The organism is Rhizobium sp. 05N49, assembly GCF_056396805.1.
On record NZ_JBFTME010000013.1, the window covers coordinates 160,319 to 186,539 of the forward strand.

The following is a 26,221-nucleotide window of genomic DNA, read 5'->3' on the forward strand; positions in this document are numbered from 1 at the left end:
GTCAAGAGGCTTTTTAAGGCTGATTTTGCAGGCGTCTTGTCCCCGGCAGCAGAATGATCACGCCAGGTATTGCAGGTCTCGCCTCAGCCCATCCGCATTGCCCCCGGGCATTTTCGCCTCGAGCGACGCATGCGTGCTTTCCCAGATTGGCAGAGCCTTCTGCAGCACGGCTCGCCCCTCATCCGTCAGCCGGAGTAGCCGGCCGCGCCGGTCTTTCGGGTTGGGCACGATGTCGACCAACCCCCTGCGCTGCAGCGGTTTCAGCGCTGCCGTCAGCGTCGTCTGGTCCATGGCAAGCAGGCTTGCGACCGGGCCCATCGGCGGCGGTTCCGGCCGGTTCAAGGACATCAGCAGCGAGAACTGCCCGTTGGTCAATCCGACGGGCCGCAGCGCATCGTCGAACAGGCGGCCAAGCGCGCGGGCGGCGCGCTGTACGTGCAGGCAGAGGCACGTGTCGCGCACCAGAAGCGTCGTAGAAAATGGAATCATTATCGCGTTTGACATGATCCATTTCTATTGATATCAATCTATTTAGTCAAGAAGAGGAGACTATTTGCCGGAACGTGCCGGCCGCGCCGGAGGAGGGCGTAGACCATGCTGAACAAGGTAACTCAAAATCCCGTCGTTTCCCGCGAGCAATGGCTTGAAGCCCGCCGCTCCCTGCTCTCGAAAGAGAAGGAGGCGACCCATCTCCGAGACAAGGTGAATGCCGAACGCATGGCGTTGCCCTGGGTGAAGGTGGAGAAGGACTACATGTTCGACACGCCTCAGGGGCCGAAATCGCTCGCCGACCTCTTCGATGGCCGCAGCCAGCTCATGGTCTATCACTTCATGTTCGGCCCCGAATGGGAAGCCGGCTGCCCGGGCTGCTCGTTCCTGGCCGATCACCTCGACGGCACGTTGGCGCACCTCAACCACCATGACGTCACCCTTGTTTCCGTCGCCCGCGCGCCGCTCGCCAAGATCGAGGCCTACAAGACGCGTATGGGCTGGAAATTTCCCTGGGTTTCGTCTTTCGGCAGCGACTTCAATTTCGACTATCACGTATCTTTCACGCCCGAGGACCTTGCCAAGGACAAGGTCTTTTACAATTTTACTTCCGTAGCGCCTGATGAGGCCAATGACGAACTGCCCGGACTTTCGGCCTTCTACAAGAATGAGAAGGGCGAAGTGTTCCATACCTATTCGAGCTACGCCCGCGGCGCGGAAGAAATTCTCGGCACGTTGATGATCCTGGATCATGCCCCCAAGGGTCGCAACGAGGATTCGACGATGGATTTCGTGAAGCGTCACGATGAATATGAGGAAGCCCCCCAGGCCTCATCTTGCTGCCACTAACGCAATTCCCGCAAAACTGTCGTGGTTTTGCGTTCGGAATTGCATGAAGCATCCAGCCAGCCATCCATCATCCGGAGGAGAAGGACGATGAAGACTGCAGAAGTGCTGAAGGAGCATGCTTTCCTGGAGAAAATGGTCGGCGACTGGATCGTCGCCGCCTCAGACATGACCGGCGACAAGCCTTGGCAGGAGACCGTGCGCTCCCTGCAGGGCATTTGGTTCGTTGCCGAAGGAGCCGGTCAAATGAGCGACGGCAAGCAGGCAACGACAATCCTGACCCTCGGCTACGACTCCAGCAAAAGCAAATATGTCGGCAGCTGGATCGGCTCGATGATGGATTACATGTGGGTCTATGAGGGCGAGGTCGATCCCTCGGGAAATGTTCTGTCGCTCTTCACCAGAGGGCCGGCCTTCGAAGGTGACGGCCTTGCCGACTATCGCGAGCAGATCGCCTTTCTCGACGACAATGTCAGGACCTTCACATCGAGCGCCAGGGAAGCCGACGGCACCTGGAAGCAGTTCATGGAAGTCAAATACACCCGCAAGGGCTGAAATCGCCGGGGCATCTCAAGCGCAATTCCAGCAAAAGTGCGAGAGCGGTTTTGTGTCCGGAATTGCGTGCAAACAACGAGACAGAACTCAAGCGTGGACCGAGGAGAACACGATGTCCAATACGCATGGCAAGTTCATATGGTGCGAACTGATGACGCCGGATCCCGATGCGGCGGCAAAATTCTATGGATCGGTCGTCGGCTGGACATCGAGCAAAATGCCGGCGGCGGACCAGCCGGAATATGTCATCTTCGAAGCAAACGGCGTCAGGGTCGCCGGCATGATGCCCTTTCCTGCAGAGCTGGAAGGGCAGGGCATTCCACCGAACTGGACTGGTTATGTCGCCGTCGACAATGTCGATCAGTCGGCACGCGACTTTTCCGCAAATGGCGGCACCATCCGCCGCCAGCCGGCGGATATTCCAGGCATAGGCCGTTTCGCGGTCGTCGCCGATCCGGACGGAGCGGTGCTCTGCATCATGACGCCGCTGCCGATGGAAAACCCGCCGCCGGAATTGCCCTTCGACACGCCCGGCCATGTCGGCTGGCGCGAGCTCTATGCCAATGACGGGGCAAAGGCTTTCGACTTCTATTCCAGGCTCTTTGGCTGGACGAAGGATCAGGACTTCGACATGGGGCCAATGGGTGTCTACCACATCTTCGCCGAACACGGAAAACAGACCGGCGGCATGATGACCCGCCCGCCTGAGGTCGGCATGGCCTTCTGGTCCTACTATTTCACCGTGCCCGCGCTCGATGCTGCGATCGAGCGCACCAATGCCGGCGGCGGCAAGGTCGTCAACGGTCCGATGGAAGTCCCCGGCGGCTGGGTCTGCCAGGCCGTGGATCCGCAGGGAGCGTTTTTCTGCCTCTCGGCGGCTGTGCGGTAGTCATCGTCAACAAGGAGGGAGCACGCATCCGCGCGCTCCCTCATCTCTGCAGGCCTTACCCAGCCCCTCCCACACTTGCAAAGAAGCCTTCAGGACTCTCCACCTCCACGAGCTTCTTCCGCTCGATCAGCCAAAAGCGGTTGCCGACCGCGCGCACGAAGCTGCGGTCGTGAGAGACGAGCAGGCAGCTCGCCTCATGCGCCAGCAGTTCGTTTTCCAGTGCTTCCTGACCCTCGATGTCGAGATGGTTCGTCGGCTCGTCGAGCAGGTAGAAGTTCGGCTGCGTCAGCCTGAGCACCAGCATGCCGAGCCGTGCCTTCTGCCCGCCCGAGAGCAGTTTGACCGGCTTGCCCTGCATCTCGATCGTCATGCCGGCGCCGGCAAGCAGTGAGCGCGCCCGCTGGTCGCCGACATCGAAGCGGCGGATGATCGTCTGCAGCGGCGTGTCGGCATCGCTGAGATCGGCAAGCAGCTGATCGCCATAACCGAGCACCAGCGAGGGCGTAGCCTTGATGCCTGCCTTTGCTGTTTCCGGCTCGGCGATCGCCGCGCGCAGCATGGAGATCAGCCGCGACTTGCCGGCGCCGTTGAGCCCGAGCAGTACGATGCGGTCGCCCTGGCAGATGAACTGCTTTCCCGTGCGGAAGAGCAGCGTGCCGTCAGGCGTGGTGACTTCCGCATCCTCAAGCGTGACCAACACCTTGGCATGCGTGCCGCGATTGGCGAGGCGGATTGCGCCTGCTGAACGCTCCAGATGCGCGGGCTTTGCCGTTTCCTCCAGCTTTTCGGCGCGCTGTTTCAACTGCTTTGTCTTGACCACCAGCAGGTCGCTGCCGGAATTGATGCCGATATTGTTGAGCTTGGCCGCCTGTTTGCGCAACTGCTCGACCGTCTTCATATCCTTCTCGTAACGCCGCGCATCGGATGCGTCCGCCTCGTCGAGTGCCGCTCTCGCCCGGCTGTAGGGCAGGGCGAAGACCGGCGATTGCTCCGGCCGCAGGAAGAGCGTCCGGTTGGTCGTCGCATCGAGGAAGGCGCGGTCGTGGCTGGAGATGATCACGGGCGTATCGCGCGGCAGCGCGTTCAGCCAGTTTTCCACCTGCGCGATCTTTTCGAGATCGAGATGGTTGGTCGGCTCGTCGAGCAGCAGCACGTCCGGTTCGTTCACCGAGGTGCGGGCGATCAGTGCCAGCCGCTGCCAACCGCCGCTGAGCTGTCGGAGCGGCCTCTCGCGCAATTCCTCGGGCACTTCGAGCGATTCCAGCACGACATCCGCACGCCAGCTTTCGCCGTCGGCCTGATCGGGAGGAAGGGCGTGAAGCACGGCGTCACGGAAGCTCGCGTCGAGAAGTGCCGGCGGCACATTCTGCTCCACATGGCCGATGGTGAGGCCGCGCGCCCTGGTGAGCTCGCCTTCGGTCGGTTCCAGCTTGCCCGTCATCAGGTTGAGCAGGGTGGATTTGCCGCGCCCGTTCGCAGCCACGAGGCCGATTCGGTCGCCGRCATTGACGACGAGATTGAGCTTCGAAAACAGCGGCGCGGAGAGAACGATGCCGAGATTGCGGATATTGATGAGGGTCATGATCGTATCCTGGTCTTGCCAAGCGATCGCGCATATCCGGGGCTTCCAGCCATCGACGGAAAAGCGCGTTATGCTTGGCGGATTATGAAATGCTTGCAGCTTGAACGGCGGGCATTCAGGTGCAGCAGTGCCACTAGGGGCAGACCAGGAAGAGATTTGCGAGAAACGGTCTCTGGTCAGCCCTGCAAACGCATTTGCAGGGCGTTGACTGGGCCACGCTGGCGATGATGCCGGAAATAGATATTCATGCGCAGCCCTCCTTTCTTTCTCGATTGCACGAGGGAAATACCATTGCTCGCGCCTGGAAACAAGGGATCACGATAGAGATAGCCGCATCGCACTCGCACCCCTTCACACCATGCCGGCAGAAATCAGCCACACCGAAGTCTTCATGTCGCAGCCGCTTTGATCCCGACACAATCGCCTCCTAGCGATGTCAGGCGTCACAGGGAGGCACCGCATGCTCATCGCTCATCTGCCGGCAGGCTATATTCTTGGAACTGCAGCGCGACGCAGGGCATCATCCTCTACCGTCATGGCGGCAGCGCTGATCGGCAGCATCGCGCCGGATTTCGACATGATCTATTTCTACGCCTCCGGCGGCCGGGTTCATCACCATGCCTATGTCACGCATTGGCCGCTCTTCTGGCTGGTCGCGGCGGTCCTGGTCCTGCCGTTCCTCAAATGGCTCCGTCCGGACTGGCTCGCCACCGGTTTCGTCTTCTTCGCAGCCGCCATGCTGCATATGGTCATGGATACGATCGCGGCGCCGCTCCTTTGGTTGGCACCTTTCTCCTTTCATGAGTTCGAACTGGTTCGGGTCCCCGCAACCCATGCCAATTGGATCGTGAGCTTCCTGATTCACTGGACATTCCTGCTGGAAATCTCGATCTGCCTTTCGGCGCTCGCCCTCTTCCTGATGCGCCGCCGACGCGCCGAAGCCGGTCGACCTGCGGTCTGACCAACATGCGACGGCCTCGCGCCGGTCCCGGAAAGCTGCATTGAGTTCTGCTAACGGAGGCTTACCGGAGCAGTTGCACAACACCCTGTGATCGTTATAAGCCGCCGTCCAGGGCTGAAGAGACATTCATGATCGGGGGCGAAATGATGGCAGTTGGTGACGACGACTATGTTTATGACGAGGCGACAGGCGAATGGCGCCCGGCCTCCGAGATGGCTGCAGCCGCGCAGGCTGCATCCGAGGTTCGCGACGCCTCCGGAAACGTGTTGAAGGACGGCGATTCCGTCACGCTCATCAAGGACCTGAAGGTAAAGGGCGCCAACCAGACCCTGAAACAGGGCACGGTTATCCGCTCGATCCGTCTGACAGATAATCCCGAAGAGATCGACTGCCGTCACGATACGATCAAGGGCCTTGTCCTGCGCACGGAATTTGTCCGCAAGCGCTGATCAACGCTGGTTGCACAAGAGCGCGCAGCCGTTCTGCGATGCCGGCCGCGCCGGACAGATTTAAAGCGTGGCAGCGGATCCGAGAGATCGCACCACGCTTCAGTCCTACCGCTTCAGGCTTCCCAGGATCCCCCGCACCAGCGCCCGGCCGACCTGCGTCGCCACCGTACGCGCGACGCTCTTCATCGCCGCTTCCATCACCGTTTCGCGCTGGTAGCCGGAACGGCCGCGCGGCTGTGCCTTGTCGTCGTTATCGCTGCCACCGAAGCCGGGTAGGGTCCAGCCTGATGTCGTGCTGCCCTCCTGCGGCGCCGGCGCTTGTTCCTGCGCCCGCTTGGCCGCGTCGGAATCTGCGGCCTTCTGGGTGCGGGCGGCCAGCATCTCGAAGGCGGATTCACGGTCCACGTCCTCGTCATAGACGCCGAGTACGGGGCTGTGATCCATGACCAGTTGGCGCTCGGCATCCGTCAGCGGTCCGACGCGGGCGGACGGCGGGCGGACCAGCGTGCGCTCGACGATCGAGGGTGCGCCCTTGGCTTCAAGCGTCGAGACCAGCGCCTCGCCGGTACCGAGCGTCGTGATGACGGTGGCGCAATCGAAGGCCGGGTTGGGGCGGAAGGTGTCGGCCGCCGTCCTCACCGCCTTCTGCTCGCGCGGCGAATAGGCGCGCAGCGCATGCTGCAGACGGTTGCCGAGCTGGGCGAGCACCGTCTCCGGAACATCGAGCGGGTTCTGCGTCACGAAATAGACGCCGACCCCCTTGGAGCGAATGAGGCGCACGACCTGCTCCACGCGCTCGATCAGCACCTTCGGCGCATCGTTGAAGAGCAGATGCGCCTCGTCGAAGAAGAAGACGAGCTTCGGCTTGTCGGGATCGCCCACTTCCGGCAGTTCTTCGAAGAGTTCCGAAAGCAGCCACAGCAGGAAGGTGGCGTAAAGGCGCGGGTTCATCATCAGCTTGTCGGCGGCAAGCACGGAAATCTGTCCGTAGCCATTGTTCGAGGTGCGCATGATGTCAGTGATCTTCAGGGCCGGCTCGCCGAAGAAATGTTCCGCACCCTGTTGTTCCAGCACCAGCAGCGCGCGCTGGATGGAGCCGACCGAAGCCTTGGAAATCAGACCGAACTGGCTGGAAAGCTCTGTGGCATTCTCGCCCATATAGTTGAGCAGCGCAGTAAAATCCTTGAGGTCGAGCAGCGGCAGGCCGGCCTTGTCGGCGATCTTGAAGGCGATGTTGATGACGCCTTCCTGCGGCTCGGAAGCATCCATCAGCCGGGCGAGCAGCAATGGCCCCATCTCGGCGATGGTGGTGCGCACACGATGGCCTTTCTCGCCGAACAGATCCCAGAAGATGACCGGGAACTGCTCGAGTTCGTAATCGTCAAAGCCGATCTGCTCGGCTCGCTTGGTGAGGAAGTCCTTCGCTTCGCCCTTGGCGGCGATGCCCGAGAGGTCGCCCTTGATGTCGGCGGCGAAGACCGGTACGCCGGCGCGAGCAAAGCCCTCGGCCAGCACCTGCAGTGTCACCGTCTTGCCGGTGCCGGTGGCACCGGTCACCAGTCCGTGACGGTTGCCGAACTTGAGGTCGAGATATTCGCCCTTGTTGATGCTGTCATCAGGATTGCGGCTTGCGCCGATGAAAATCTTGCCGTCCTCGAGCATGTAGATTGTCTCCCTCGGTCGATGCCGCCGCTCAATTCCAGAATATGCGGAGTGCTCTTTCCGCACAGTCATGCAAATATCGTTTCTCTGTTATAAGCAGGCGACAGGAGACGGACAACTGCCTGTGTTAAAACGGAAAGCGGGAGCGGACGCTGACAGGGAGAGCCGCTTGAGTTGCCCTCTCAATTCGATTACGTTGACGTTAACGTCAAAAACAGGAGGCAGACGATGAATGAGATTGTGACTGAAATCGCCAATCGTGTGGGCATTGCGCCTGATCTGGCCGAAAAGGCGCTCGGCATGATGCTCGGCTTCCTGCAGCGCGAAGCGGCCGATGGTCCGGTAACCGAAATGATCGAGAAGATCCCGGGTGCCACCGAACTCGTTGCCCAGTTCAACGGCGAAGGTTCCGGCGGTGGCGGCGGTCTGCTCGGCGGCCTGATGAGCGCGCTCGGCGGTGGCGGCATCATGGGCCTCGGCCAGCAGTTGATGAGCGAGGGTCTCGGCATGAGCGAAATCACCTCGCTCGCCAAGGAAACCATCGCCATCGCCAAGCAATATGCCGGCGAAGAGGTGGTCGATCAGGTGGTTGCCTCCGTTCCCGGCCTGAGCCAGTTCGTTTAATCCGATCCGTCGTTTCAGTGAGCCCTCGGCATCGCCCGAGGGCTTTGTTTTTCAAGCACTTTCCTCGTTCTTCCCCGAGTGTTTCACGGCTGGGCGAGCCCGATCAACGCTGCTATTTGGGCCCGTCGGTCACCCGCCACCCCGCATATTTTTCTCAAACGCGCAATCGCCTTTTGATATGAGATCAAACCTTCGGGAACATCGCGCGCTGCATGGAAATTCGCGCTAATCCTCCCTAGATTAAATCAAGCCGGATCTTTTACCGACGGCCGGATCGGCTGGAACGATGCATGCTCAAATCTCGTTTCATATCGGCCACATAAGAAGGAATTTGGTCATGCGTACGGTGATTGCAGCAGCCTCGATCATCCTCCTCGGTTTCGCCGCCCCGGTCTTCGCCCAGACCCTCGGCGATATGGATTATTCCGGCCGCTTTGGCGGCATGCCGCCCGGCACCGTCCCGGACGCCAACTCAAACGGCGGCGGCATCTCGATTCCGCTGGATCCCGTTGAAAATGACAATGTCACAGTCGTTATTCCGTCGGAGCGGACAGCCTGCCCGAAACATGGCACGCGCGCTTATCGCAATGCCGAGCGTGACCACACGCTGGCAGCGGCCTGCCGCTGACGGTCGAGGTGGACAGAGAGCAGGAACGGCTATTTGCCGTTCCTGTGAAGGATAACGCCCAGTTCATGCCACTCGCGGCCGTCGCGCTGGATCAGTTCGTCGGCGCAGGCGGGTCCCATGGTGCCGGGAGTGTAGGGATCCGGAATGCGATCGTCCTTCGCCCACTCGTCAAGGAAGGGCTGCACGGCCGCCCAGCCGGCCTCGATGCCGTCGGCGCGCTGGAATAGCGTCTGGTCGCCGATGAAGAGGTCGTAGAGCAGCGATTCATAGCCGGTCGTCTTGCCGATATCGAATTTGTCGGCATAGCGGAAATCGAGCGAGACCGGCACTGTGTCGACGGATTGTCCGGGCGACTTGATGGAAATCTCCATGCTCATGCCCTCATCGGGCTGCACCTGGATGACGAGCCTGTTCGGCGGCAGGCGGCGGTTGACCTCCGTCTCGCGAAACTGCGCGAAGGGAACCGGCTGGAAGGTGATGACGATTTCCGTATCGCGCGCGGTCATCGCCTTGCCGGTGCGCAGATAGAAGGGAACGCCGGCCCAGCGCCACGTATCGGCATAGAGCTTCAGCGCCACATAGGTCTCGGTCTTGCTGGTAGGCGAAATGTCCTTTGTATCGCGATAGGCGGGCAAGTCGGTACCATTCAGCGGACCGGCGGCGTAAGCCCCGCGCACGCCATTCGCCTTGGCTTCCTCTGGCGTATAGATGCGCAGCGCCTTCAGCACCTTGCTCTTCTCGTTGCGGATCGCCTCGGCGTCGAAACTGTTCGGCGGCTCCATGGCAATCATCGCCAGAAGCTGGAAGAGATGGTTGGGGATCATGTCGCGCAGCGCGCCGGTCGCGTCGTAGAATTTCCCGCGTGTGCCGACATCGACGATCTCCGAGGCGGTGATCTGCACGTGGTCGATATAGCGGTTATTCCACAGCGACTCGATCATCATGTTGGCGAAACGCGCCGTCATCAGGTTCTGTACAGTTTCCTTGCCGAGGAAATGATCGAGCCGGTACACTTGGCTTTCTTCGACCTGAGCGAGGATGCGCTCATTCAGGGCACGCGCTGACGCGAGGTCGGTGCCGAACGGCTTTTCGATCGCCACACGGCGGAAGCAACCCTCGCTCTCGTCCATTAGCCCGAGACTGGCAAGTTTTTCGACAATCGGCCCGAAGAAGCTCGGTGGTACGGCGAGATAGAAGGCCGCATTGCAAGTCTTGCCAAGCCGCTTGCCGATTTCGAGGAAGATATCGTCCTTGGTGAAATCGCCCTGCAGATAAGAGATGCGCGGTCGCAGGCTCTCCCAGGCTTCGTCCTTCGCGCTTGCCTCCTCGCCTTCGAGATGGGCGAGAAAGGCATCCAGCCGCTGGCGCAGGAATTCATCGTCGCCCGGTTCGATACCGACGCCGAGGATGTTGAGATCCGTGCCGACGAGGCGGCTGCGGGTGAGATTGATGATGGCCGGGACCAGCAGTCGCCGTGTCAGGTCGCCGGTGGCGCCGAAGATGACGAGAGTGACGGGCGGGGTGGGGTGAGCGTCCATGCGTGTCATCTCCTGCTGAATTGTCCGGCCGAATATAAAGCGCTCCGGCTTTGCCGCAAGCACCTTGCAGCTCAAGGATAACAAGTGTTTGACACGGCGCCATAATTATATAAAGACATAAAGATATCGTTATGTCATTGGGTGGTGCATGGTCTATCTTGTCAGCGCAGGCTTCTTCCTCACGGCTGCTCTTGCTCTTCTCGGTTCGCCCGGACCGGCAATTGCTGCTCTTCTGGCGATCGGCCGCCAGCATGGCATGACGACCGGCCTGCGCTTCTATCTCGGTCTGCAGATCGGCCTGGCGGTTGCGGCCGCAGCCGCTGCTGCCGGCCTGTTGTCATTGATCGCGGCAATCCCCAAGGCAATGTTGATCATGACGGTCGCGGCCGCTCTCTATCTGGTCTGGCTGTCGTGGAAGATTGCATCGGCACCGGTCGGGGCTGATCTCTCGGCCGCGCGTGGGCGCGCTTCGCCGACCGTTGCTGGTGGTGTCGTGCTCGGTCTCACCAATCCCAAGGCCTATATCGCCTTCGCCTCGCTGTTTGCCGCCTATCGGCTCTCGCAGGATGGCGCGCTGGATATGCAGGCCAAATGGGTGCTCTGCGTCCTCGTCATGATCATCGTCGACATTTTCTGGCTGTGGCTGGGTGTCGTCTTGGGCAAGATGAGGCTTGAGCCGTCGAGCGAAAGGATCCTCAACATCTGCTTCGGCCTCGTCATCCTTGCGACGGCTGTCCTGTCGCTGGCCGAGCTTGCTGTCTCCTGAAAGAAAACGGCCATTGCGGAAGAACCTTTCGCAATGGCCGTCGTAGAACGTTGGTCGCTTATGCCTTGGAGGCGGACTTGTCGGTGGTCGTATCGGTGGCCGGCTTTGAACCGGCGCCGTCGGTTGCCGGCTTGTCACCTGTGCCATTGGCGGGCTTGGTCTCGGACTTCGCCGGCCATGTGATGTAGTAGTTCTGCGAGCCGACCTGGCCGAAATAGACTTCGTTGCCGGTGCCCTTCTCGATGAAGCTGCCGTTTTCGCTTCTGACAAGGCGGCCGTGCGAATCGCGTTGCAGATGGTCACGCAGGAAGTCGTTCCAATCGTCGGTCTTGATGTCGGTCCCCTTCTTCTGGTCGACATCGGCCTCCTTTGGATCGGTCACGTCCCAGGCCTTGATCGAAACGCCCTGGGTCGGATCGGTGACCGTCAGCTGGCCCTTCTTGAAGGCGGCAAGCATGGCGGCCTCCTGGCTACCCGCGCCCTTGGCGTCTGCCGCGGCCGTCATGTTCTGGCGCAGCAGCGCCATGAAGGAGGCGGTGGTGATATCGGTGCTGGCGACCGTATTGCCGGCTGCGTCAGTCGATCCGGCCTTGCCGGCATTGATCTTGTCGAGCATGACCGAGAGCGCCGAGCGGGTCTGCGAGGGCAGGCTGGAATAATCGTGGTCGGTCGTGCTGCTGCTGGAGCTGCTCTCTGAAGAGCCGCCCTTGATCACCTGCAGCGCGATCTGCGCAGTCTGCAGCCTGATGTTGGAAACAGAAGAAACCATCTCAAAATCTCTTTGTCGGTCCTCGCGCGCAATGCGCAAAGGCGTTTAACGGATAGCGATCAGCGTCGATGACGCCGGCAAAAGCACGTCTGGATTGAGAAACCCCAAGACGGATCGCTACACTTCAAACTTTGCGTGTGGCTTGCGAAATGACGACAAAATGATGCCGGCAGCGATGGATGAATCGCTGCCGGCGCCAGAGAAATCAGGATTTGCCGGTCAGGCCTTCACGGCCACCATGAAGAGACGCGGGAATTTCAACAGTACCTTGCCGTCGGCCGCCTTCGGATAGACCCTGTCGACGCGTTGCAGATAGTCGGCCAGAAACGCCTCGCGATGCTCTTCGCCGGCATGGTCGAGATAGGGGCGAAGGCCTGTTCCCTTGACCCATTCGACGATCGCTGCGGCATCGTCCATCGGGTGATTGTAGATCGTATGCCAGATGTCGACCCGCGACGACTTGGCGATCAGCCGGCTGTAGTAGGTCGAAGGAGGTGGCAGCACATTGCGACGTACGCTCTTTTTCTCGAAGGCACCCTTCCACGGGCCGGCATGGGCCGTTTCCTCCATCATCAGATGGCTCGGCTCGCCAAGATTGTCGGGCATCTGTACGGCGAGCACGCCGCCCGGCGCCAGCCCGTCCATCAGCCGGTCGAAAATATCGAGGTGGTCAGGCAGCCATTGGAAAACGGCATTGGCAAACAAAAGGTCCGCCGGTTCCGACGGCTGCCAGGTGGACAGGTTCGCCTCGACGAAAGCCGTACCCGGCAGCCGTTTGCGAGCGGCTTCGAGCATGTTCAAATCGCTGTCGAGGCCGGAGACATTTGCCGCCCCATAGCGGTCGATGATCAGCTCTGTCGAATTGCCTGGTCCACAGCCGAGATCGACCGCGTGGCGCAACTCCGTCAGCGGCACCTGCGCCAGCAGGTCGCGCGCCGGGCGAGTGCGTTCATCCTCGAATTTCACATACTGGCTGGCTGACCATGCCATCATCGTCTCTCCTCATGTCGGGCCGCGTCCTACGACGCGGCGGATGCAAATTTTGTCTATGTCGCCGCCAACAGCGTGATTATCTCGAACGCGAGACCGGCCCGGTGGGAAAAGTTGGATATCCAGTTGAAAAGCATCAGGTGTCAATGCGGCGCTGACATGACGTGTAGCTCCCCTCGGATAAAACGACTGGTCACCGGACGGATCGAGCGTGTGTTCCGTAAGCCGCCAACGGCGGTGGGCTACGCGCACGCTGTGTCTTTTATGCAGGCCGAAATGTCTGGGACGCACCAAAAAAAGATCACCCCGCCTTTGGGTCGTCAAATGGGGAATGTGTTTAACGTCGGCGTGGTGCCCCGACGGTCTCTTTGCTCTCAACTGCGGCGCATTTGACCTATGCCGCCAGTATCGTGATCCCGTGGGCGTTTGCAGCGGCCCGCATACGCGCCACCGTTTCCGGCGACGGGCTGCCCTGCGGCTGCTCGGTAACGCCCTCGGTCTCGATGAATTCTGCCATGTCGCGATCGACGATGGCAGAAAAGACTGCGGGGACGGTTCCGTTGTTGGAATAGCCGTGCACCATGAAGGGGGCGATGGTGACGATGTCGCCCGCGCTCGCCTGGATCTCTTCCGGCCCGGTATCGGTCAGCCGCCAGATCGTCAGCGTGCCCTCGATGATCCGGAAGACTTCCGGGCTTGCATGCGCGTGACGCGGCGTCTTACCGCCGGGCGCAACCGTCATGTCGAAGATGTTCAGCCAGTTGCCGGTGAGGCGAGCCCGTCGCTCGACCTTGTCGCCCAGCACGAAGAAGCTTCTTGCCTCCGTCCGGGCATCTGTTTTCACAAATGAGTTGGACATGGTGTCTCTTTCTTTTTCTTGCGGGGCGGTCCGATAGACCTTCGCGGTCGTTTTGGCAACCGCCGCAAAATCGGGGGAGGGGCGAAGAACAAGCGACTTTGCGCGCTTTCGGGCTCCGAAGCCGACCGCGATCATATCGGTATGGCTTCCCCGCAGCGCAAGTGCGACAGGTTGGCCGTCGTCTTTTCTGTAATATCGTCGACACAGAAGAGGCGCATAGAACGCGCCGATCCTTCCCTGCCAATCCGGCATACCATCAGCGGAGCACCCCCATGTCTTCTCTTCCCATCGTCGGCGCCGCCATGACGATCAACGAACTCGAAAACCATCGTGACTGGCTCTTCGAAAAGTCTCGTGATCTCGAACTGCAGAGCTTCATCAATGCAGATGTTCTGAACGGCGATTGGACCCCGCGCGCCGATCACGTCAGGACGCTGCTCGACGGCTACAAGGGCCGCGTCGGCATCCATGGCCCGTTCTGGGGATTCGTCATCGCCTCGCAGGATCCGGATATCCGCGCCGTCGTCTCCCGCCGTATGCTGCAGGGCCTCGATGTCTGCGCTGCGATCGGCGGCACGCATATGGTCGTCCACAGCCCCTATACGACGTGGGGCTACAACAATCTCGACAACAATCCCGGCGAGCGCGAAAGCATTGTCGATTACTGCCATCAGACGATGCGCGATGCGGTGAAGCGCGCCGAGGAAATCGGCTGCACCCTCGTCATCGAGAACATCGAAGACAAGGACCCGCATATCCGTGTGGCTTTGGCCGAGAGCTTCAACTCGCCGGCCGTCGCCGTCTCGATCGACACCGGCCATGCCCACTATGCCCACGGCTCCACCGGCGCCCCGCCAGTGGATTATTACGTCCATGCCGCCGGCAACCGCCTCGGCCATGTGCACCTGCAGGATGCCGATGGTTATGCCGACCGCCACTGGGCGCTGGGCGAAGGCACGGTCAACTGGCGTGCGATCTTCGCTGCCCTTGCCAAGGTCGAAAGCAACCCGCGCCTGATCATCGAGATCAAGGACAAGTCGAAGATCATCGCTTCGGCTGAATACCTGGCTTCGATCGGCGTCGCCCAGTAACGGAGACAGGCGGCGGGCTGATTATCCCGCCGCCGTCCGCTTTCAGGCAGGCGCATCCTTCGACCGGCGCGTGAAGGCAACCGGCAGGCAGAGCACGTAGAAACCTGCGCCCAGGACCCAGACAAGCCCCGGGAAAACATCGCGCGAAGCGAAGTAGATGGTGCTGATCGCCAGCGGCCCGATGATCGAGGCAAGGCTGGTCATGCTCGCAAGCAGCCCCTGCGCACGTCCCTGATGATCGTTGTCGACGCGCCCTGTCACCAGAGACTGCAGGGCGGGCGCCCCGATGCCGCCGAGGCAGAAGAGCGGCATCAGCAGGAAGGCCATCCAGCCCTCTGTCACCAGCGCGATGATGATATAGGCGGCGCTGTCGGCGACGATGCCGATCAGGAGCGCACGGTGCTCCCCCCATCTTTCGCTGATCGGCCCCGCGATGAAGGCCTGCACGACGGCATGGAAGAAGCCGAAAGCGGCGAGCGAGAGGCCGACCATCATCGGCGACCAGGAAAACTTGTCCTGACCATAGAGCACCCAGATCGTGCCGCCGACCTCGCCGACAAGCGCAAGGATGAAATAGGCGCCGGCGAGGGGCAGCAGCAGCCGGTAGCCCAGCAGCCAGCGGAAATGCGCCAGCGGCGAAAACTCGTGGCTCTCGGGCTTCTGTACCGGTTCTGCGCGTCTCCGGCAGAAGGAAGAGGGCCATCAGCAGGTTGGCTGCATTGAGCCCTGCAGCGGCGATGAAGGGCAGCCGCACGGAAAACTCACCCAGCACGCCGCCGATCGCCGGTCCGGCGATGAAGCCGATGCCGAAGCAGGCGCTGAGCTGACCGAAGCGGCGCGTGCGCTCGGCATCTTCGGTAATGTCGGTCACGCAGGCGGCAGCGACCGCATTGCTGGCACCGGTAATGCCGGCGATCGCCCGGCCGATGAAGAGCAGCCAGAGCGATGGAGCAACGGCCATGAACACGTAGTCGAACGCCGCCCCGCCAAGCGACAGCATCAGCACCGGCTTGCGGCCGAACCGGTCCGACAGCGACCCAAGCACCGGAGAGAAGATGAACTGCATCAGCGCATAAAGCGCCAGAAAGGCACCGAATCGCCATCCGAGATTGTCGGTATGGCCGACATCCTCCAGGAGCCGCGGAAAGATCGGCAAGGTCAGCCCGATGCCGGCCGCATCGAGAATGACGGTGGCATAGATGACGGTGAGCGCCTTTTTCATGGGATTACCCGAAAATTTATCACTGATAAGTTCCTTATCGCTGATAAATTGAAATGGCAACAGGGAATGGAAACAGGATGAAGGTGGATCGGGCGCAGATCGTCGACGAAGCGCTGAAGCTCTTGAACGAGGTGGGCATCGATGCCCTCTCCACACGGCTGCTCGCCGATCGGCTGAATGTGCGCCAGCCCGCGCTTTACTGGCATTTCAAGAGCAAGCGGGCGCTGATTGAAGCCATGGCCGAGGAGATCATGGCGCGCGGCCACACCCACGACTGGCCGGTCGTGCCTGAGAACTGGCGGGACTTCATGCTCGAAAACACCCGTGATTTCCGTCGCACGCTCTTGAGCTATCGCGACGGTGGCCGCGTGCATGCCGGCACGGAAACCAGTCCGCAGGACCTTCCCAATGTCGAAGCCCATATCGCTGTCCTCGTCGGAGCGGGCATGGAAGCGGAATTCGCCATGGAACTGCTCGTCGCCCTTGCCCGCTACACGGTCGGCTGCGTCATCGAGGAACAGACAGAACCGCCGCCGGAGCAGGAAAAGCTCGACGCTGCGGCAGTCGATTTCCCGCTCACACACCGGGCAATTGTGCATTACCGCACATCCGGCCACGAAGCTTTCTTCGAAGCCGGGCTGCAGATGATGATCTATGGCGCTGAACGGCGGCTCGCAGAACGCGCCTGATGCTCAGTCGCGCATTGCCCAGCGAATCCCGGCAGCGACAGACAGTCCCAGCATCGGCCAGATCGCCCAGAATGTCCCGTGCCATGTCAGCATGTTGATGGCGACGATTCCAACGCCGATGACGGCGAGCGCGGCGACGCGATGGTCGAAACGGTCCTGCATGCGCACCCAAATCATGGCCGCGACGAAGGCGAAGGCGAGCAGCGGCCATACAGCCCAGAACTCCCCCTCCCAGGTGGCAATATTGATGATCAAGATCATGGCGCCGATGACAGCCAGAATGCCGCCAAGCTTGCGCAGCCTGCCGCGCGGTGCCACCGATCGTGGTTTCGGCATCTCGACAGGCCGTTCGGAAGCGGCCGCCGGCTTCTGTGGCTCCGGACCGACAGCGCCGATGCGGACGGCATAGCTTGGCACCGCGTCGGCGATATTCTTCATCTCCAGGGCCCCCAGGAAATCGAATCCGACTGCCACCTTGTTGCGCACCTGGTCATAGACCGTGTTGGAGATCACGATCCCTCCGGGCGGTGCAGAGGCCTGCAGGCGGGCCGCGATATTGACGCCGTCGCCATAGATATCCTCGCCTTCGACAATGACATCGCCGAGGTTGATGCCGATACGGAAGAGCATGCGTCCGTCCATCGGTCGTGCCGCATTCTTGCCGGCAAGCTCGTTCTGAACGTCGATTGCCGCCCGGACCGCCTCGACAACGCTCGGAAAATCGGCAAGCAACCCGTCGCCCCAGGTGTTGACCACGCGCCCGCCATGGGAGGCGATCAGGCGCGACATGGCATCGCGATAGTGCTTGAGCATGGCGAGCGTGCCTTCCTCGTCCTCGCCCATCATGCGCGTATAGTCCTGCACGTCGGCTGCAAAGATCGTTGTCAGCTTGCGTTGTGTCTCGCTCATGAAGTCCCCCATCGCCGCCGGCATATCGCTGGCTTCGTCACTCTATAGATGGGATCGCAACCTTTGGTTCGGTAGCCCGACGGCACGGGCCATCGTTTTGCGACCGCCTAGAACTGTGTAATCACACTGATGCCGGTGCCCTCGGCCCTGTCGAGCGTCATCAGCGCCGGTACTGCCTCTTCAAGGCTGATGCGTCTGCCGATCAGTTTCTGTGGCGCGATCTTGCCGGCAGCGAGCATGGACATCATCGCATCATAGCGCCAGGCCTGCATGCCGTGGCTGCCGTAGATTTCCAGCTCATGGCCGATCACCTGCGCCATCGGGATCTGCGGCGTCGAATGCTCGCCGAGCATCAGCCCCACCTGCACATGCCGGCCGCGCCGGCGCAGGTTCTTGATCGAATTGAAGCAGGTGACAGGGTGGCCGAGCGCATCGATGGAAACATGCGCGCCGCCCTTGGTGATCTCACGCACCGCTTCGGCCACGTCGCCGACCGCGGAAGCATTGATCGTGGCGACAGCCCCGCATTCGCGCGCAAAGGCAAGCTTCTCCACGGAAATATCGACGGCGATCGCATTGGCGCCCAGTGCACTGGCGATCATGATCGCCGAAAGCCCGACGCCACCGCAACCGTGCACGGCGATCCATTCGCCCGGGCCGGTGCGCGCCTGGTCGGCGACGGCGCGGAAGGAGGTGGCGAAGCGGCAGCCAAGGCTCGCCGCGGTGGCATCGTCCACGCTTTCTGGCAGATGCACCAGATTGGTGTCGGCATAGTCGATCCCGACATATTCGGCGAATGAACCCCAATGGGTAAAGCCCGGCTGAAACTGGTTGGGGCAGACCTGCTGGTTGCCGGAATGGCATTCGCCGCAATGGCCGCAGCCGGAAACGAAGGGCACCGTCACCCGGTCGCCGACCTTGAAGCGTACGACGCCCTTGCCGGTCGCGACGATCTTGCCCGCAAGCTCGTGGCCCGGCACATGCGGCAGACGGATATCCGGGTCATGGCCCATCCAGCCGTGCCAGTCGCTGCGGCAGAGGCCGGTCGCGCCGACCTCGATGACCACGCCGTCTTCCGAAGGCGTCGGGTCCGGCACGGTGCGGATCTCAGGCGCCTGTTCGAAGGCTTCGTAATACATGGCTTTCATCTGTTCATCTCCTTGTCCGCCCGCGCCTTTCCGCCTGCCATGATGGCACGCGGCAGTGGCATCCATCCAGTCGGCCTTTCATCATTTTCCTTTATGCACCCATCGTTTTAGCACCATCAAACGCGCATCAATATTTCAATCGTAACGCGGTCTCCGGCATTTTCTTGCGTCGATGTTTCAACCGTCAATTTGCGCTTGACCGCCCCCGGCAGTGAGGATTTTGCTTTGCCGACTTCAGGAGGAGAGCTGAAATGCGCGTCGATACGTCACCCCGCACGACCACATGGACCTATGTCGACGGAGAATGGATTGCCGGCAACCCGCCGCTGATCGGGCCGACTTCGCATGCCATGTGGCTCGGCTCCACGGTCTTCGACGGCGCTCGCTGGTTCGACGGCATTGCGCCCGATCTCGACCTGCATTGCCAGCGCGTCAACCGCTCTGCAGTCGCCATGGGTCTGAAGCCACTCAAGACTGCCGAAGAGATCGAGGCGCTGACTTGGGAAGGGGTCAAGAAGTTCGATGGCAAGACGCCGATCTATATCAAGCCGATGTATTGGGGCGAGCATGGTTCGCCGGGCAGCGTCGTGACTGTTGACGGCGAATCGACGCGTTTCGCACTCTGCCTTTTCGAAGCAGCAATGGGCGGCCACGGCGGTTCATCGCTCACCGTATCTCCCTATCGTCGCCCGACACCGGAAACCGCGATGACCGACGCCAAGGCGGGCTCGCTTTATCCGAACAGCGGTCGGGCAATTGCCGAAGCGAAAAGCCGCGGCTTCGACAACGCGCTGATGCGCGACACGAACGGCAATGTTGTGGAAACCGCCTCGTCGAACATCTTCATGGTCAAGGACGGGGTGATCCTGACGCCTGTCGCCAACCGTACCTTCCTCGCCGGCATCACCCGGCAGCGCATTCTCGGCCTTCTGCACAAGGCCGGCTTCGACGTGCGCGAGGCGACGCTCTCGGTCGACGATTTCATGGGTGCCGACGAGATCTTCACGACCGGCAACTATTCCAAGGTGGTCGGCGTCAACAGGCTCGACGGCCGCAACTTCCAGGAAGGTCCGGTCACCCGCAAGGCGCTGGAACTCTATATGGATTGGGCCTACGGCCGCTCCGCGAGTGATGAGTAGCAAGCTGCGCTGCCGCGCAGTGCTGCAATTGATCCAGTGAATCAATGGCAGCAGCGAACGCCCCAAGCCATGCGAAGGGCCTGCGGTACGGCGCGGTTCACCTACCTCACCCCGTACAGTTCAACCCCGTCAGGGAAGCCTTTCAACCGATGGCTTCCCGCCGAAACCGCATCCTCCGGCTTCACCGCCTCGAAAAACGCCTCCGACATCAGCAACTGTTCCCCAAGCTCGCTGCATGCGCCCTGGATGCGGCTCACAAGATTGACGTCCCCGCCGATCAGCGTGAAATCCAGTCGCCGGCCGGAGCCGATATTGCCGTAGCTGACCTCGCCATGATGCAGCGCGATGCCCGCCTTGGCGCCGATGCCGTCATATTTGAACCCATCGAGCGCTTCGAGGATCGCCCGTGCCGCCGAAAGCGCTGCATTGCAGGTACGCGTCGCATCATATCCGGGGAAGAAGGCGAGCACCGCATCGCCCATGAACTTCAGTACTTCGCCGCCTTCGTGCGTAATCGCCGGAATGACCCGGTCGAAATAGGCATTCAGCAACCCGAGCACCGTTTCGCCCGGCAGGCGGTTGGAGAGTTCGGTAAAACCTCTGAGGTCGCAGAGCAGGAGGGCCGCCTGCATGGATTCGATTTCGCCCTGGCGGATGCGGCCGGCCAGGATGCGGCTCGCCGTCAACGGGCCGATATAGGTGTCGAGCAGGCTGAGTTCGACCTGGCGCAGGATACGGAGTTCGCTGGTATTGCGCAGCGCCGGGATTATGCGTTCGATCACCTGCATTTCCCATGATGTGAAACCGCCCGGCCGCTTGGTGCCGAAGATCGCGGCGCTGACCGGGCCATCGGCATTGCAGAGGGGCGCGATCATCAGCTGCACGAGCGCGCGTCCGGCAAAGACATCGATATGCTGCCAGCGGCCATGCGGGCTCTGGCCCGGACCGACGACGAGCATCTCACGGCTTTCGAAAACCTTCTGAAGCGGCGTGTTGGCAATGGCAAGTCGCGTTCCGTGCTCGCGGTCATGGATCTCCACCGGTTCGCCTGGCGCCCAGGCGATGGTGCGGCCGATATATTCCGGATGCAACGTCATGAGATGCAATGTCAGCCGGTCGACCGGAACGCCGAGCGCACGCAGGCGGCGGCCAAGGCCGGAGACAAGGCCGACCTCGTCGAGGGCATGGCATTCGTCGCCGGTCAGCCATTCGATGAGGCCGAGCACCGCCGTCGTGTTGAGACTGCCGGCGGGCGTCCTGGTTTCAACGGCATAGTCGATGTCGAGCAGATTGTTCATGGGTGTTCTCCTCCTTGGGAGCGGGGGCGCTCAGTGAGCGCCGCCGCCGGAGACTTGGCCGGGTTTCTTGAGGAGCAGGGTGGCAAGCAGGGCCACCACAAGGGCGACGCCGAGCAGGAAGAAGGTGTCGCTGAAAGCCATGATATTGGCCTGCTTGCGCAGCTTCAGCGCGATGGCAACGACTGCCTTGTGAGTGGCAAGCGCCTGATCGGTGACGCCATGGTTCATGAAGTAAGCGGTCATCCTGGCGACACGGTCGCGGGTGGCTTCCTCGAAGACCGAGACCGAGTTGGTCAGGATATTCGAATGGAACTGCTCACGCTTCGACAGGAAGGTCTGCAGCGAGGCAATGCCGACGGCACCGCCGAGATTGCGCATCATGTTGAAGAGCGCGGAAGCCGAGCCGGCATTCTCCGGCTCTATGCCTGCTGTGGCGATCGCCGAGAGCGGCGTGAAGACCAGCGCCTGACCGACGGCACGCACGACATTCGGCCAGAAGAGCTGATCGCTCGCATAGTCGCCTGTCATATGCACATTCATGAAGTTCGAGACGGCAAAGAGCGCAAAGCCGACGATGATCAGCAGGCGAATATCGAACCGCTTCATCAGGCGCGGCACCAGCGGGATCAGCAGGAGCTGCGGGATGCCGGTCCAGGCAAGCACAAAGCCGATCTGCTCGGAGTTGTAGCCCTGGATGCGGGCCAGGTAGATCGGCAGCACGAAGACCGAGCCATAGAGCGCGATACCCAGCAGGAAATTCGCAAGGATGCCGAAGCCGAAATTACGGCGGGCAAACAGCCGCAGGTTCAGGAGCGGATGGGCGACTTTCAGTTCGATGATGAGAAAGAGCGTCAGCGAGACGGCTGCGATGATCGAGAGCCGGACGATGAACTCCGAGCCGAACCAGTCTTCTTTGTTGCCTTCTTCGAGCACGGTCTGAAGCGCGGCAAGACCGATCGCCATGGTGATGATGCCGGGCCAGTCACCCTTGGCGAGCAGGCCGAGGTTCATCGGCGCACGTTCGAGCGAAGCCCAGAGCATGCCGACCATCAGGGCGCCGGGAACGAGGTTGATATAGAAGATATATTCCCAGCCCCAGTTTTCGGTGAAATAGCCGCCGATGGTCGGGCCGATCGCCGGCGCAAACGTCGCCGAAAGCGCAAAGAGCGCGAGGCCGATCGGCTGTTTCGGCTTGGGCAGCAGCGTGATGATGATGGTGAAGGCCATCGGGATCAGCACGCCGCCGGTAAAGCCCTGGATGGCGCGCAGGATGATCATCTGCTGCAGGTTGACAGCGAAGGCGCAGGCGACCGAGAAGACCAGGAAGAGGATGGCGTTGACCAGCAGATAGTTGCGGACCGAAAAGACCCGGGCAAGCCATGCGCTGAGCGGAATGACGACGATCTCGGCAATCAGATAGGAGGTCGAGATCCAGCCGCCATCGTCGGTGCCGGCGCCGATAGCGCCCTGGATATCGGCCAGCGAAGCATTGACGATCTGGATGTTGAGGATCGCCATGAAGGCGCCGAGCGTGGAGCCGACGACCGCGGTCCACATGCGAAGCGGGCTCATGACGGGTTTGGCAGCAGGGACGATCGCAGCGGCAGGGCGCGCGACCGAATTGCTGTTTGCGGCGATCTGAAGCGTAGCCATGACTTATCTCCTTCCGGCTCTGCGGAAAACTGTCTCATGACGCTGTTCGGGTGATAATTGAGAAAGGAATGGAAGGATCATCCAGCAGGGGTGGATAATCCTTCCGCCGCGGYCGCGGAGGTCTGGGCGGCCTTGGTATCGATGTCGGGGATCACGGACATGCCGGAGCGCAGCAGGCCGGCAAGGCGTTCGTCGTCGATGACGATCTTGACCGGGATGCGCTGGACGATCTTGGTGAAGTTGCCGGTGGCGTTGTCCGGTGGCAGCAGCGAGAATTCGAGGCCGCTGGCCGGCGAAACGCTGTCGACATGACCCTTGATCGCAACATCGGGGAAGCTGTCGACCTTGATCTCGACCGTCTGGCCGGGGCGCACGAAGGTCAGCTGCGTTTCCTTGAAGTTAGCGATCACATAGACCGCATGCAGCGGCACGACCGCCATCAGCTGCGTGCCCGAGGTGACATACTGGCCGACGCGGATCGAGCGGGCACCGACCGTGCCGTCAACGGCAGCGACGATTTCCGTGTAGGAGAGGTTGAGCTCCGCCTGGCTGGCGGCAGCAACGGCGCGGTCGCGCTGGGCAAGCAGCTGTTCACGCTGGGTCTGCAGCACCGGCACCTTGTTCTCGGCGGCGACGACAGCGGCCTGATCGCGCTCGACCGCAGCGGCGGCCTGATCCTTCAGCGACTGGCTCTGTTCGGCGCGGGATTGCGTTCCGGCACCATTGGTAATCAGCCGGCCGGCACGGGCCGCATCGGATTGGGCGAAGACAAGCGAAGCCTGCGAGGCATCGAGTGTCGCGTGGGCCTGTTCGATGATCGACTGCTGCAGCGAGATCTGCGCGTCGAGATTGGTGACGGCAGCCTCGGCTGCTTTCACATCGGCCTTGGCCTGCGAGAGCGCTGCCTGAAAATCACGGTCATCGATGCGGGCGAGAACCTGTCCGGCCTTGACCGTGTCATTGTCGTTGACGAGCACCTGCTTGATATAGCCGGCGACCTTCGGGGCGACCGTCGTATAGTCGGCCTTCACATAGGCATCGTCGGTGGATTCGATGAAACGGCCGACGGTCCAGTAATGGTGACCGAAATCACCGGCGAAGGCGGCGCCGGCGAGCAGGGCTGCGGCGATCACGGCGCGCTTGAAGAACTTGCGGCCATTCTTCTTCGGGGTCTCCACGGCCGCTGCCGCTGCAGCCATCGCTTCGGCGGCGGGGGCGCTTTCGGCCGGCTGGACGGTCTTGAAAGCTTCGTTGCGGGGCAGTTCAACCATTGTCCTTCTCCATTCGTCTTTGCTTCGTTCGTGCGAAGCCCTGTTCGATGAGTGGAAGATGGACCCAGCAGTACTTTCTGATAATCTGCTGTTTTCGGGAAGGATCATCAACTCTCAGCGGATAATCGAGGAGCGATATGGATCGGCTGACCAGCCTCACAGTCTTCGGTCGGGTGGTGGAGTGCGGCGGTTTTTCCGCTGCCGCGCGGCGCCTCAACATGTCCGTCACCATGGTGGGCAACCACGTGCAATCATTGGAAGATCGCCTCGGCGTGCGGCTCCTGAACCGCACCACACGCAAGGTAAGCCTGACCGAGACCGGCAAATATTATTACGAGCGCTCGTCGCAGATCCTGGCCGATCTCGAAGAGGCGGATCGTGCTGCGGGTGCTCTGAGTTCGACGCCACGCGGCACGCTGAGATTCTACACCAGCAGCGCCATCGTCCGTTTCCTGCTGCCCGTCATCGACGAGTTCATGACGCTCTATCCTGCCGTCCAGATTGATTTCAACATCGGCGAGCGCGCGGTGGACATGATCGAGGACGGATATGATCTGGTGATCCGCACGACGCCATCGCCGGATTCGAGCCTTGTTGCGCGCAAGCTGACGCCCTGGCGGCATTTTCTCGTCTGCTCACCCGATTATCTGAAGACCCACGCCATGCCGACGACACCGGCCGAAGTCGCCGAGCACAATTGCCTGCAATATGCCTATTATCCCTTCGGTGAGGAATGGCGCTTCGAGGATGCCGGGGGGCGGCAGGAGAGCGTCAAGGTGGGCGGAAGCATCATTTCCAACAGCGCCGAGACGTTGCGCTATCTGGTGCTGAACGGGCAGGGCATCTTCCTCGCGCCGAGCTTCGTCGTCTTCGAGGATCTGGAGGACGGCCGCCTCGTACGGATGATGCCGGACTATCGCGGCGTCGAGATCCATATCAACGCCGTCTATCCGAACCGCAGCCATCTGCCGACCAAGGTGCGGCTGTTCCTGGATATGCTTGTGGAGCGGTTCGCCGAACACCGCAAGTGGATGGCGTGAGAAAGCGTCCGTTGGGACTGTTTATCCCGTTGGACGCTGTCTGAGGTCATCTCAGTCGACTTGCAAGACGATCTTGCCCTTTGCATGCGGGCGTTTGCCCTCCAGCATCTCATGCGCCGTGATTGCCGCATCGAGTGGAAGCACATCGCCGACATTCGTTTCGAGTTCGCCGGCATCGACCATCGCAGCGATGTCACGGAGCTCATTCGTCGTGACATTAACGAGAAAGAAGAGCGCGTCGACGCCTTTTGCCTTGGCAAGCTCCTGATCCGGTTGCGAGACGGCCGAAATCAACCTGCCACGGCGCTTCAGCACCGCGAAGGAACGCGTCTGCGTCTCGCCGCCGACAAGATCGATGACGGCATCGACATCGCGAGCGAAATCCTCGAAGCGCTGGCTGCGGAAGTCGACGACCACATCGGCGCCGAGCCGCTTGACGGTGTCGATATCGCCGCCGCTGGCCGTCGCGATCGCTTTCAGCCCGGCCTTGTGGGCGAATTGCACGGCATAGGCGCCGACATTGCCGGCCGCGCCATGGATGAGGACGGTTTGTCCGGCGGTAAGCTTGGCATGGTCGAACAGCGCCTGCTTCGCGGTAACAGCGATAACGGGGATCGAGGCAGCTTCGACATGGCCGATGCTTTTGGGCTTTGCAGCAATCATCCCGGCGACTGCAATCGCATATTGCGCATAGGCGCCGATGAAGCGGGGATTGGTAACGCCATAGACGGCATCGCCGCGGGCCACGTGCGTAACACCTTCGCCGACCGCTTCGATCGTGCCCGAGAGATCGGAACCGAGTGTCAGCGGCAAGGGCTGGGGCAGGGCGCTGTTACCGGATCGGATCCAGCCATCCCAGGGGCCGACACCGGCCGCATGTACCTTGATCAGAACCTCATCCTTGCCGGGCGCAGGGATCTCTACCTCCTCCTGAATGATAGCTTCCGGCGGTCCGAACGCGTGGACCCTGTAGGCTTTCATGGTTTTATCTGTCTTCGCGACATTCTCCACTGAGGTGGTCATTGTTCGCTCCTTTGTGTGACCGGGCTTCCGGTTTCGATGGAGTGAAGATGCCGCCATCGAAGGCTTTCGATAATCCATGCTGTTCGGGAAGGATTATCAACCATCAAAGGATAATCCGGTCCGGCGGCGCT

General features: G+C 61.3%; 26 protein-coding genes and 1 pseudogene. 13 read left to right on the plus strand and 14 right to left on the minus strand.

Features of this window, described 5'->3' with window-relative positions; translation table 11 throughout:
• Positions 1–57: 57 nt before the first annotated feature.
• Positions 58–504 (minus strand): MarR family winged helix-turn-helix transcriptional regulator, encoded by a 447-nt coding sequence (locus AC1DF8_RS24385; protein ID WP_112971012.1) that lies wholly within the window; start codon positions 502–504, stop codon positions 58–60.
• Between the two features lie 90 nt (positions 505–594).
• Between AC1DF8_RS24385 and AC1DF8_RS24390 the strand changes: the two genes are divergently transcribed.
• From AC1DF8_RS24390 to AC1DF8_RS24400, 3 genes are all read left to right on the plus strand, one after another.
• Entirely contained in the window at positions 595–1,338 is a 744-nt protein-coding gene (locus AC1DF8_RS24390; protein ID WP_478155357.1) for a DUF899 domain-containing protein, read from the plus strand.
• 87 nt (positions 1,339–1,425) lie between these two features.
• Entirely contained in the window at positions 1,426–1,890 is a 465-nt protein-coding gene (locus tag AC1DF8_RS24395; protein ID WP_478155358.1) for a DUF1579 domain-containing protein, read from the plus strand.
• Positions 1,891–2,002: 112 nt separating this feature from the next.
• Positions 2,003–2,779 (plus strand): VOC family protein, encoded by a 777-nt coding sequence (locus tag AC1DF8_RS24400; protein ID WP_112543044.1) that lies wholly within the window; start codon positions 2,003–2,005, stop codon positions 2,777–2,779.
• A 55-nt stretch (positions 2,780–2,834) separates the two neighbouring features.
• On the opposite strand, the gene AC1DF8_RS24405 is transcribed toward AC1DF8_RS24400, so the two are convergent.
• Entirely contained in the window at positions 2,835–4,361 is a 1,527-nt protein-coding gene (locus AC1DF8_RS24405; RefSeq protein ID WP_478155359.1) for an ABC-F family ATP-binding cassette domain-containing protein, read from the minus strand.
• Between the two features lie 460 nt (positions 4,362–4,821).
• On the opposite strand from AC1DF8_RS24405, the gene AC1DF8_RS24410 reads away from it, so the two are divergent.
• Positions 4,822–5,322 carry a metal-dependent hydrolase gene (locus AC1DF8_RS24410; RefSeq protein ID WP_478155360.1) on the plus strand — a complete coding sequence of 167 codons (501 nt, stop codon included), beginning with the start codon at positions 4,822–4,824 and terminating at the stop codon, positions 5,320–5,322.
• 146 nt (positions 5,323–5,468) lie between these two features.
• On the plus strand, positions 5,469–5,771 hold the full coding sequence (locus tag AC1DF8_RS24415; protein WP_112971006.1) for an alkylphosphonate utilization protein: 303 nt from the start codon (positions 5,469–5,471) through the stop codon (positions 5,769–5,771).
• A gap of 105 nt (positions 5,772–5,876) precedes the next feature.
• On the opposite strand, the gene AC1DF8_RS24420 is transcribed toward AC1DF8_RS24415, so the two are convergent.
• On the minus strand, positions 5,877–7,433 hold the full coding sequence (locus tag AC1DF8_RS24420; protein WP_113116228.1) for a helicase HerA-like C-terminal domain-containing protein: 1,557 nt from the start codon (positions 7,431–7,433) through the stop codon (positions 5,877–5,879).
• 228 nt (positions 7,434–7,661) lie between these two features.
• On the opposite strand from AC1DF8_RS24420, the gene AC1DF8_RS24425 reads away from it, so the two are divergent.
• Together AC1DF8_RS24425 and AC1DF8_RS24430 are read left to right on the plus strand one after the other, a co-directional pair.
• Positions 7,662–8,057 (plus strand): hypothetical protein, encoded by a 396-nt coding sequence (locus AC1DF8_RS24425; RefSeq protein ID WP_113116227.1) that lies wholly within the window; start codon positions 7,662–7,664, stop codon positions 8,055–8,057.
• 337 nt (positions 8,058–8,394) lie between these two features.
• Positions 8,395–8,685 carry a hypothetical protein gene (locus AC1DF8_RS24430; protein WP_478155361.1) on the plus strand — a complete coding sequence of 97 codons (291 nt, stop codon included), beginning with the start codon at positions 8,395–8,397 and terminating at the stop codon, positions 8,683–8,685.
• 29 nt (positions 8,686–8,714) lie between these two features.
• On the opposite strand, the gene zwf is transcribed toward AC1DF8_RS24430, so the two are convergent.
• Positions 8,715–10,223 (minus strand): glucose-6-phosphate dehydrogenase, encoded by a 1,509-nt coding sequence (gene zwf, locus AC1DF8_RS24435; protein WP_478155362.1) that lies wholly within the window; start codon positions 10,221–10,223, stop codon positions 8,715–8,717.
• A gap of 148 nt (positions 10,224–10,371) precedes the next feature.
• On the opposite strand from zwf, the gene AC1DF8_RS24440 reads away from it, so the two are divergent.
• The gene (locus AC1DF8_RS24440; RefSeq protein ID WP_478155363.1) at positions 10,372–10,989 is read left to right on the plus strand and encodes a LysE family translocator; all 618 of its coding nucleotides are present in this window, start codon (positions 10,372–10,374) and stop codon (positions 10,987–10,989) included.
• Between the two features lie 58 nt (positions 10,990–11,047).
• On the opposite strand, the gene AC1DF8_RS24445 is transcribed toward AC1DF8_RS24440, so the two are convergent.
• From AC1DF8_RS24445 to AC1DF8_RS24455, 3 genes are all read right to left on the minus strand, one after another.
• Entirely contained in the window at positions 11,048–11,758 is a 711-nt protein-coding gene (locus AC1DF8_RS24445; protein ID WP_112543053.1) for a hypothetical protein, read from the minus strand.
• A 219-nt stretch (positions 11,759–11,977) separates the two neighbouring features.
• Positions 11,978–12,748 carry a trans-aconitate 2-methyltransferase gene (gene tam / locus AC1DF8_RS24450; protein ID WP_478155382.1) on the minus strand — a complete coding sequence of 257 codons (771 nt, stop codon included), beginning with the start codon at positions 12,746–12,748 and terminating at the stop codon, positions 11,978–11,980.
• Positions 12,749–13,142: 394 nt separating this feature from the next.
• Positions 13,143–13,607, minus strand: a complete 465-nt coding sequence (locus tag AC1DF8_RS24455; RefSeq protein ID WP_478155364.1) for a cupin domain-containing protein — start codon at positions 13,605–13,607, stop codon at positions 13,143–13,145.
• A gap of 272 nt (positions 13,608–13,879) precedes the next feature.
• Here AC1DF8_RS24455 and AC1DF8_RS24460 point away from each other — a divergent pair, with 272 nt between their 5' ends.
• Positions 13,880–14,698: a sugar phosphate isomerase/epimerase family protein gene (locus tag AC1DF8_RS24460; protein ID WP_478155365.1), complete on the plus strand. Its 819-nt coding sequence runs from the start codon at positions 13,880–13,882 to the stop codon at positions 14,696–14,698.
• A gap of 42 nt (positions 14,699–14,740) precedes the next feature.
• On the opposite strand, the pseudogene tet reads toward AC1DF8_RS24460, so the two are convergent.
• Positions 14,741–15,899, minus strand: a pseudogene (gene tet, locus AC1DF8_RS24465) (Tet(A)/Tet(B)/Tet(C) family tetracycline efflux MFS transporter).
• On the opposite strand from tet, the gene AC1DF8_RS24470 reads away from it, so the two are divergent.
• Positions 15,816–16,001 carry a hypothetical protein gene (locus tag AC1DF8_RS24470; RefSeq protein ID WP_478155383.1) on the plus strand — a complete coding sequence of 62 codons (186 nt, stop codon included), beginning with the start codon at positions 15,816–15,818 and terminating at the stop codon, positions 15,999–16,001. The pseudogene tet and the gene AC1DF8_RS24470 sit on opposite strands and share 84 nt — an antisense overlap.
• Positions 15,998–16,609, plus strand: coding sequence for a tetracycline resistance transcriptional repressor TetR (gene tetR / locus AC1DF8_RS24475; protein WP_478155366.1), 612 nt, complete (start codon positions 15,998–16,000; stop codon positions 16,607–16,609). Before AC1DF8_RS24470 ends, tetR begins: the two co-directional genes overlap by 4 nt.
• A gap of 3 nt (positions 16,610–16,612) precedes the next feature.
• Here the strand turns inward: tetR and AC1DF8_RS24480 are convergent, their stop codons facing one another.
• Together AC1DF8_RS24480 and AC1DF8_RS24485 are read right to left on the minus strand one after the other, a co-directional pair.
• Positions 16,613–17,518 (minus strand): adenylate/guanylate cyclase domain-containing protein, encoded by a 906-nt coding sequence (locus tag AC1DF8_RS24480; RefSeq protein WP_478155367.1) that lies wholly within the window; start codon positions 17,516–17,518, stop codon positions 16,613–16,615.
• Between the two features lie 107 nt (positions 17,519–17,625).
• Positions 17,626–18,666 (minus strand): zinc-dependent alcohol dehydrogenase family protein, encoded by a 1,041-nt coding sequence (locus AC1DF8_RS24485; protein WP_478155368.1) that lies wholly within the window; start codon positions 18,664–18,666, stop codon positions 17,626–17,628.
• A 251-nt stretch (positions 18,667–18,917) separates the two neighbouring features.
• Between AC1DF8_RS24485 and AC1DF8_RS24490 the strand changes: the two genes are divergently transcribed.
• Positions 18,918–19,805: a branched-chain amino acid aminotransferase gene (locus tag AC1DF8_RS24490; protein WP_112543059.1), complete on the plus strand. Its 888-nt coding sequence runs from the start codon at positions 18,918–18,920 to the stop codon at positions 19,803–19,805.
• 101 nt (positions 19,806–19,906) lie between these two features.
• On the opposite strand, the gene AC1DF8_RS24495 is transcribed toward AC1DF8_RS24490, so the two are convergent.
• From AC1DF8_RS24495 to AC1DF8_RS24505, 3 genes are all read right to left on the minus strand, one after another.
• Positions 19,907–21,103 (minus strand): adenylate/guanylate cyclase domain-containing protein, encoded by a 1,197-nt coding sequence (locus tag AC1DF8_RS24495; protein WP_478155369.1) that lies wholly within the window; start codon positions 21,101–21,103, stop codon positions 19,907–19,909.
• 30 nt (positions 21,104–21,133) lie between these two features.
• Positions 21,134–22,756, minus strand: coding sequence for an MDR family MFS transporter (locus tag AC1DF8_RS24500; protein WP_478155370.1), 1,623 nt, complete (start codon positions 22,754–22,756; stop codon positions 21,134–21,136).
• A 77-nt stretch (positions 22,757–22,833) separates the two neighbouring features.
• Positions 22,834–24,027: an HlyD family secretion protein gene (locus tag AC1DF8_RS24505; protein ID WP_478155371.1), complete on the minus strand. Its 1,194-nt coding sequence runs from the start codon at positions 24,025–24,027 to the stop codon at positions 22,834–22,836.
• 137 nt (positions 24,028–24,164) lie between these two features.
• On the opposite strand from AC1DF8_RS24505, the gene AC1DF8_RS24510 reads away from it, so the two are divergent.
• Positions 24,165–25,067 (plus strand): LysR family transcriptional regulator, encoded by a 903-nt coding sequence (locus tag AC1DF8_RS24510; protein ID WP_478155372.1) that lies wholly within the window; start codon positions 24,165–24,167, stop codon positions 25,065–25,067.
• Between the two features lie 51 nt (positions 25,068–25,118).
• On the opposite strand, the gene AC1DF8_RS24515 is transcribed toward AC1DF8_RS24510, so the two are convergent.
• Positions 25,119–26,090: an NADP-dependent oxidoreductase gene (locus AC1DF8_RS24515; protein ID WP_478155373.1), complete on the minus strand. Its 972-nt coding sequence runs from the start codon at positions 26,088–26,090 to the stop codon at positions 25,119–25,121.
• Between the last annotated feature and the right edge of the window lie 131 nt (positions 26,091–26,221).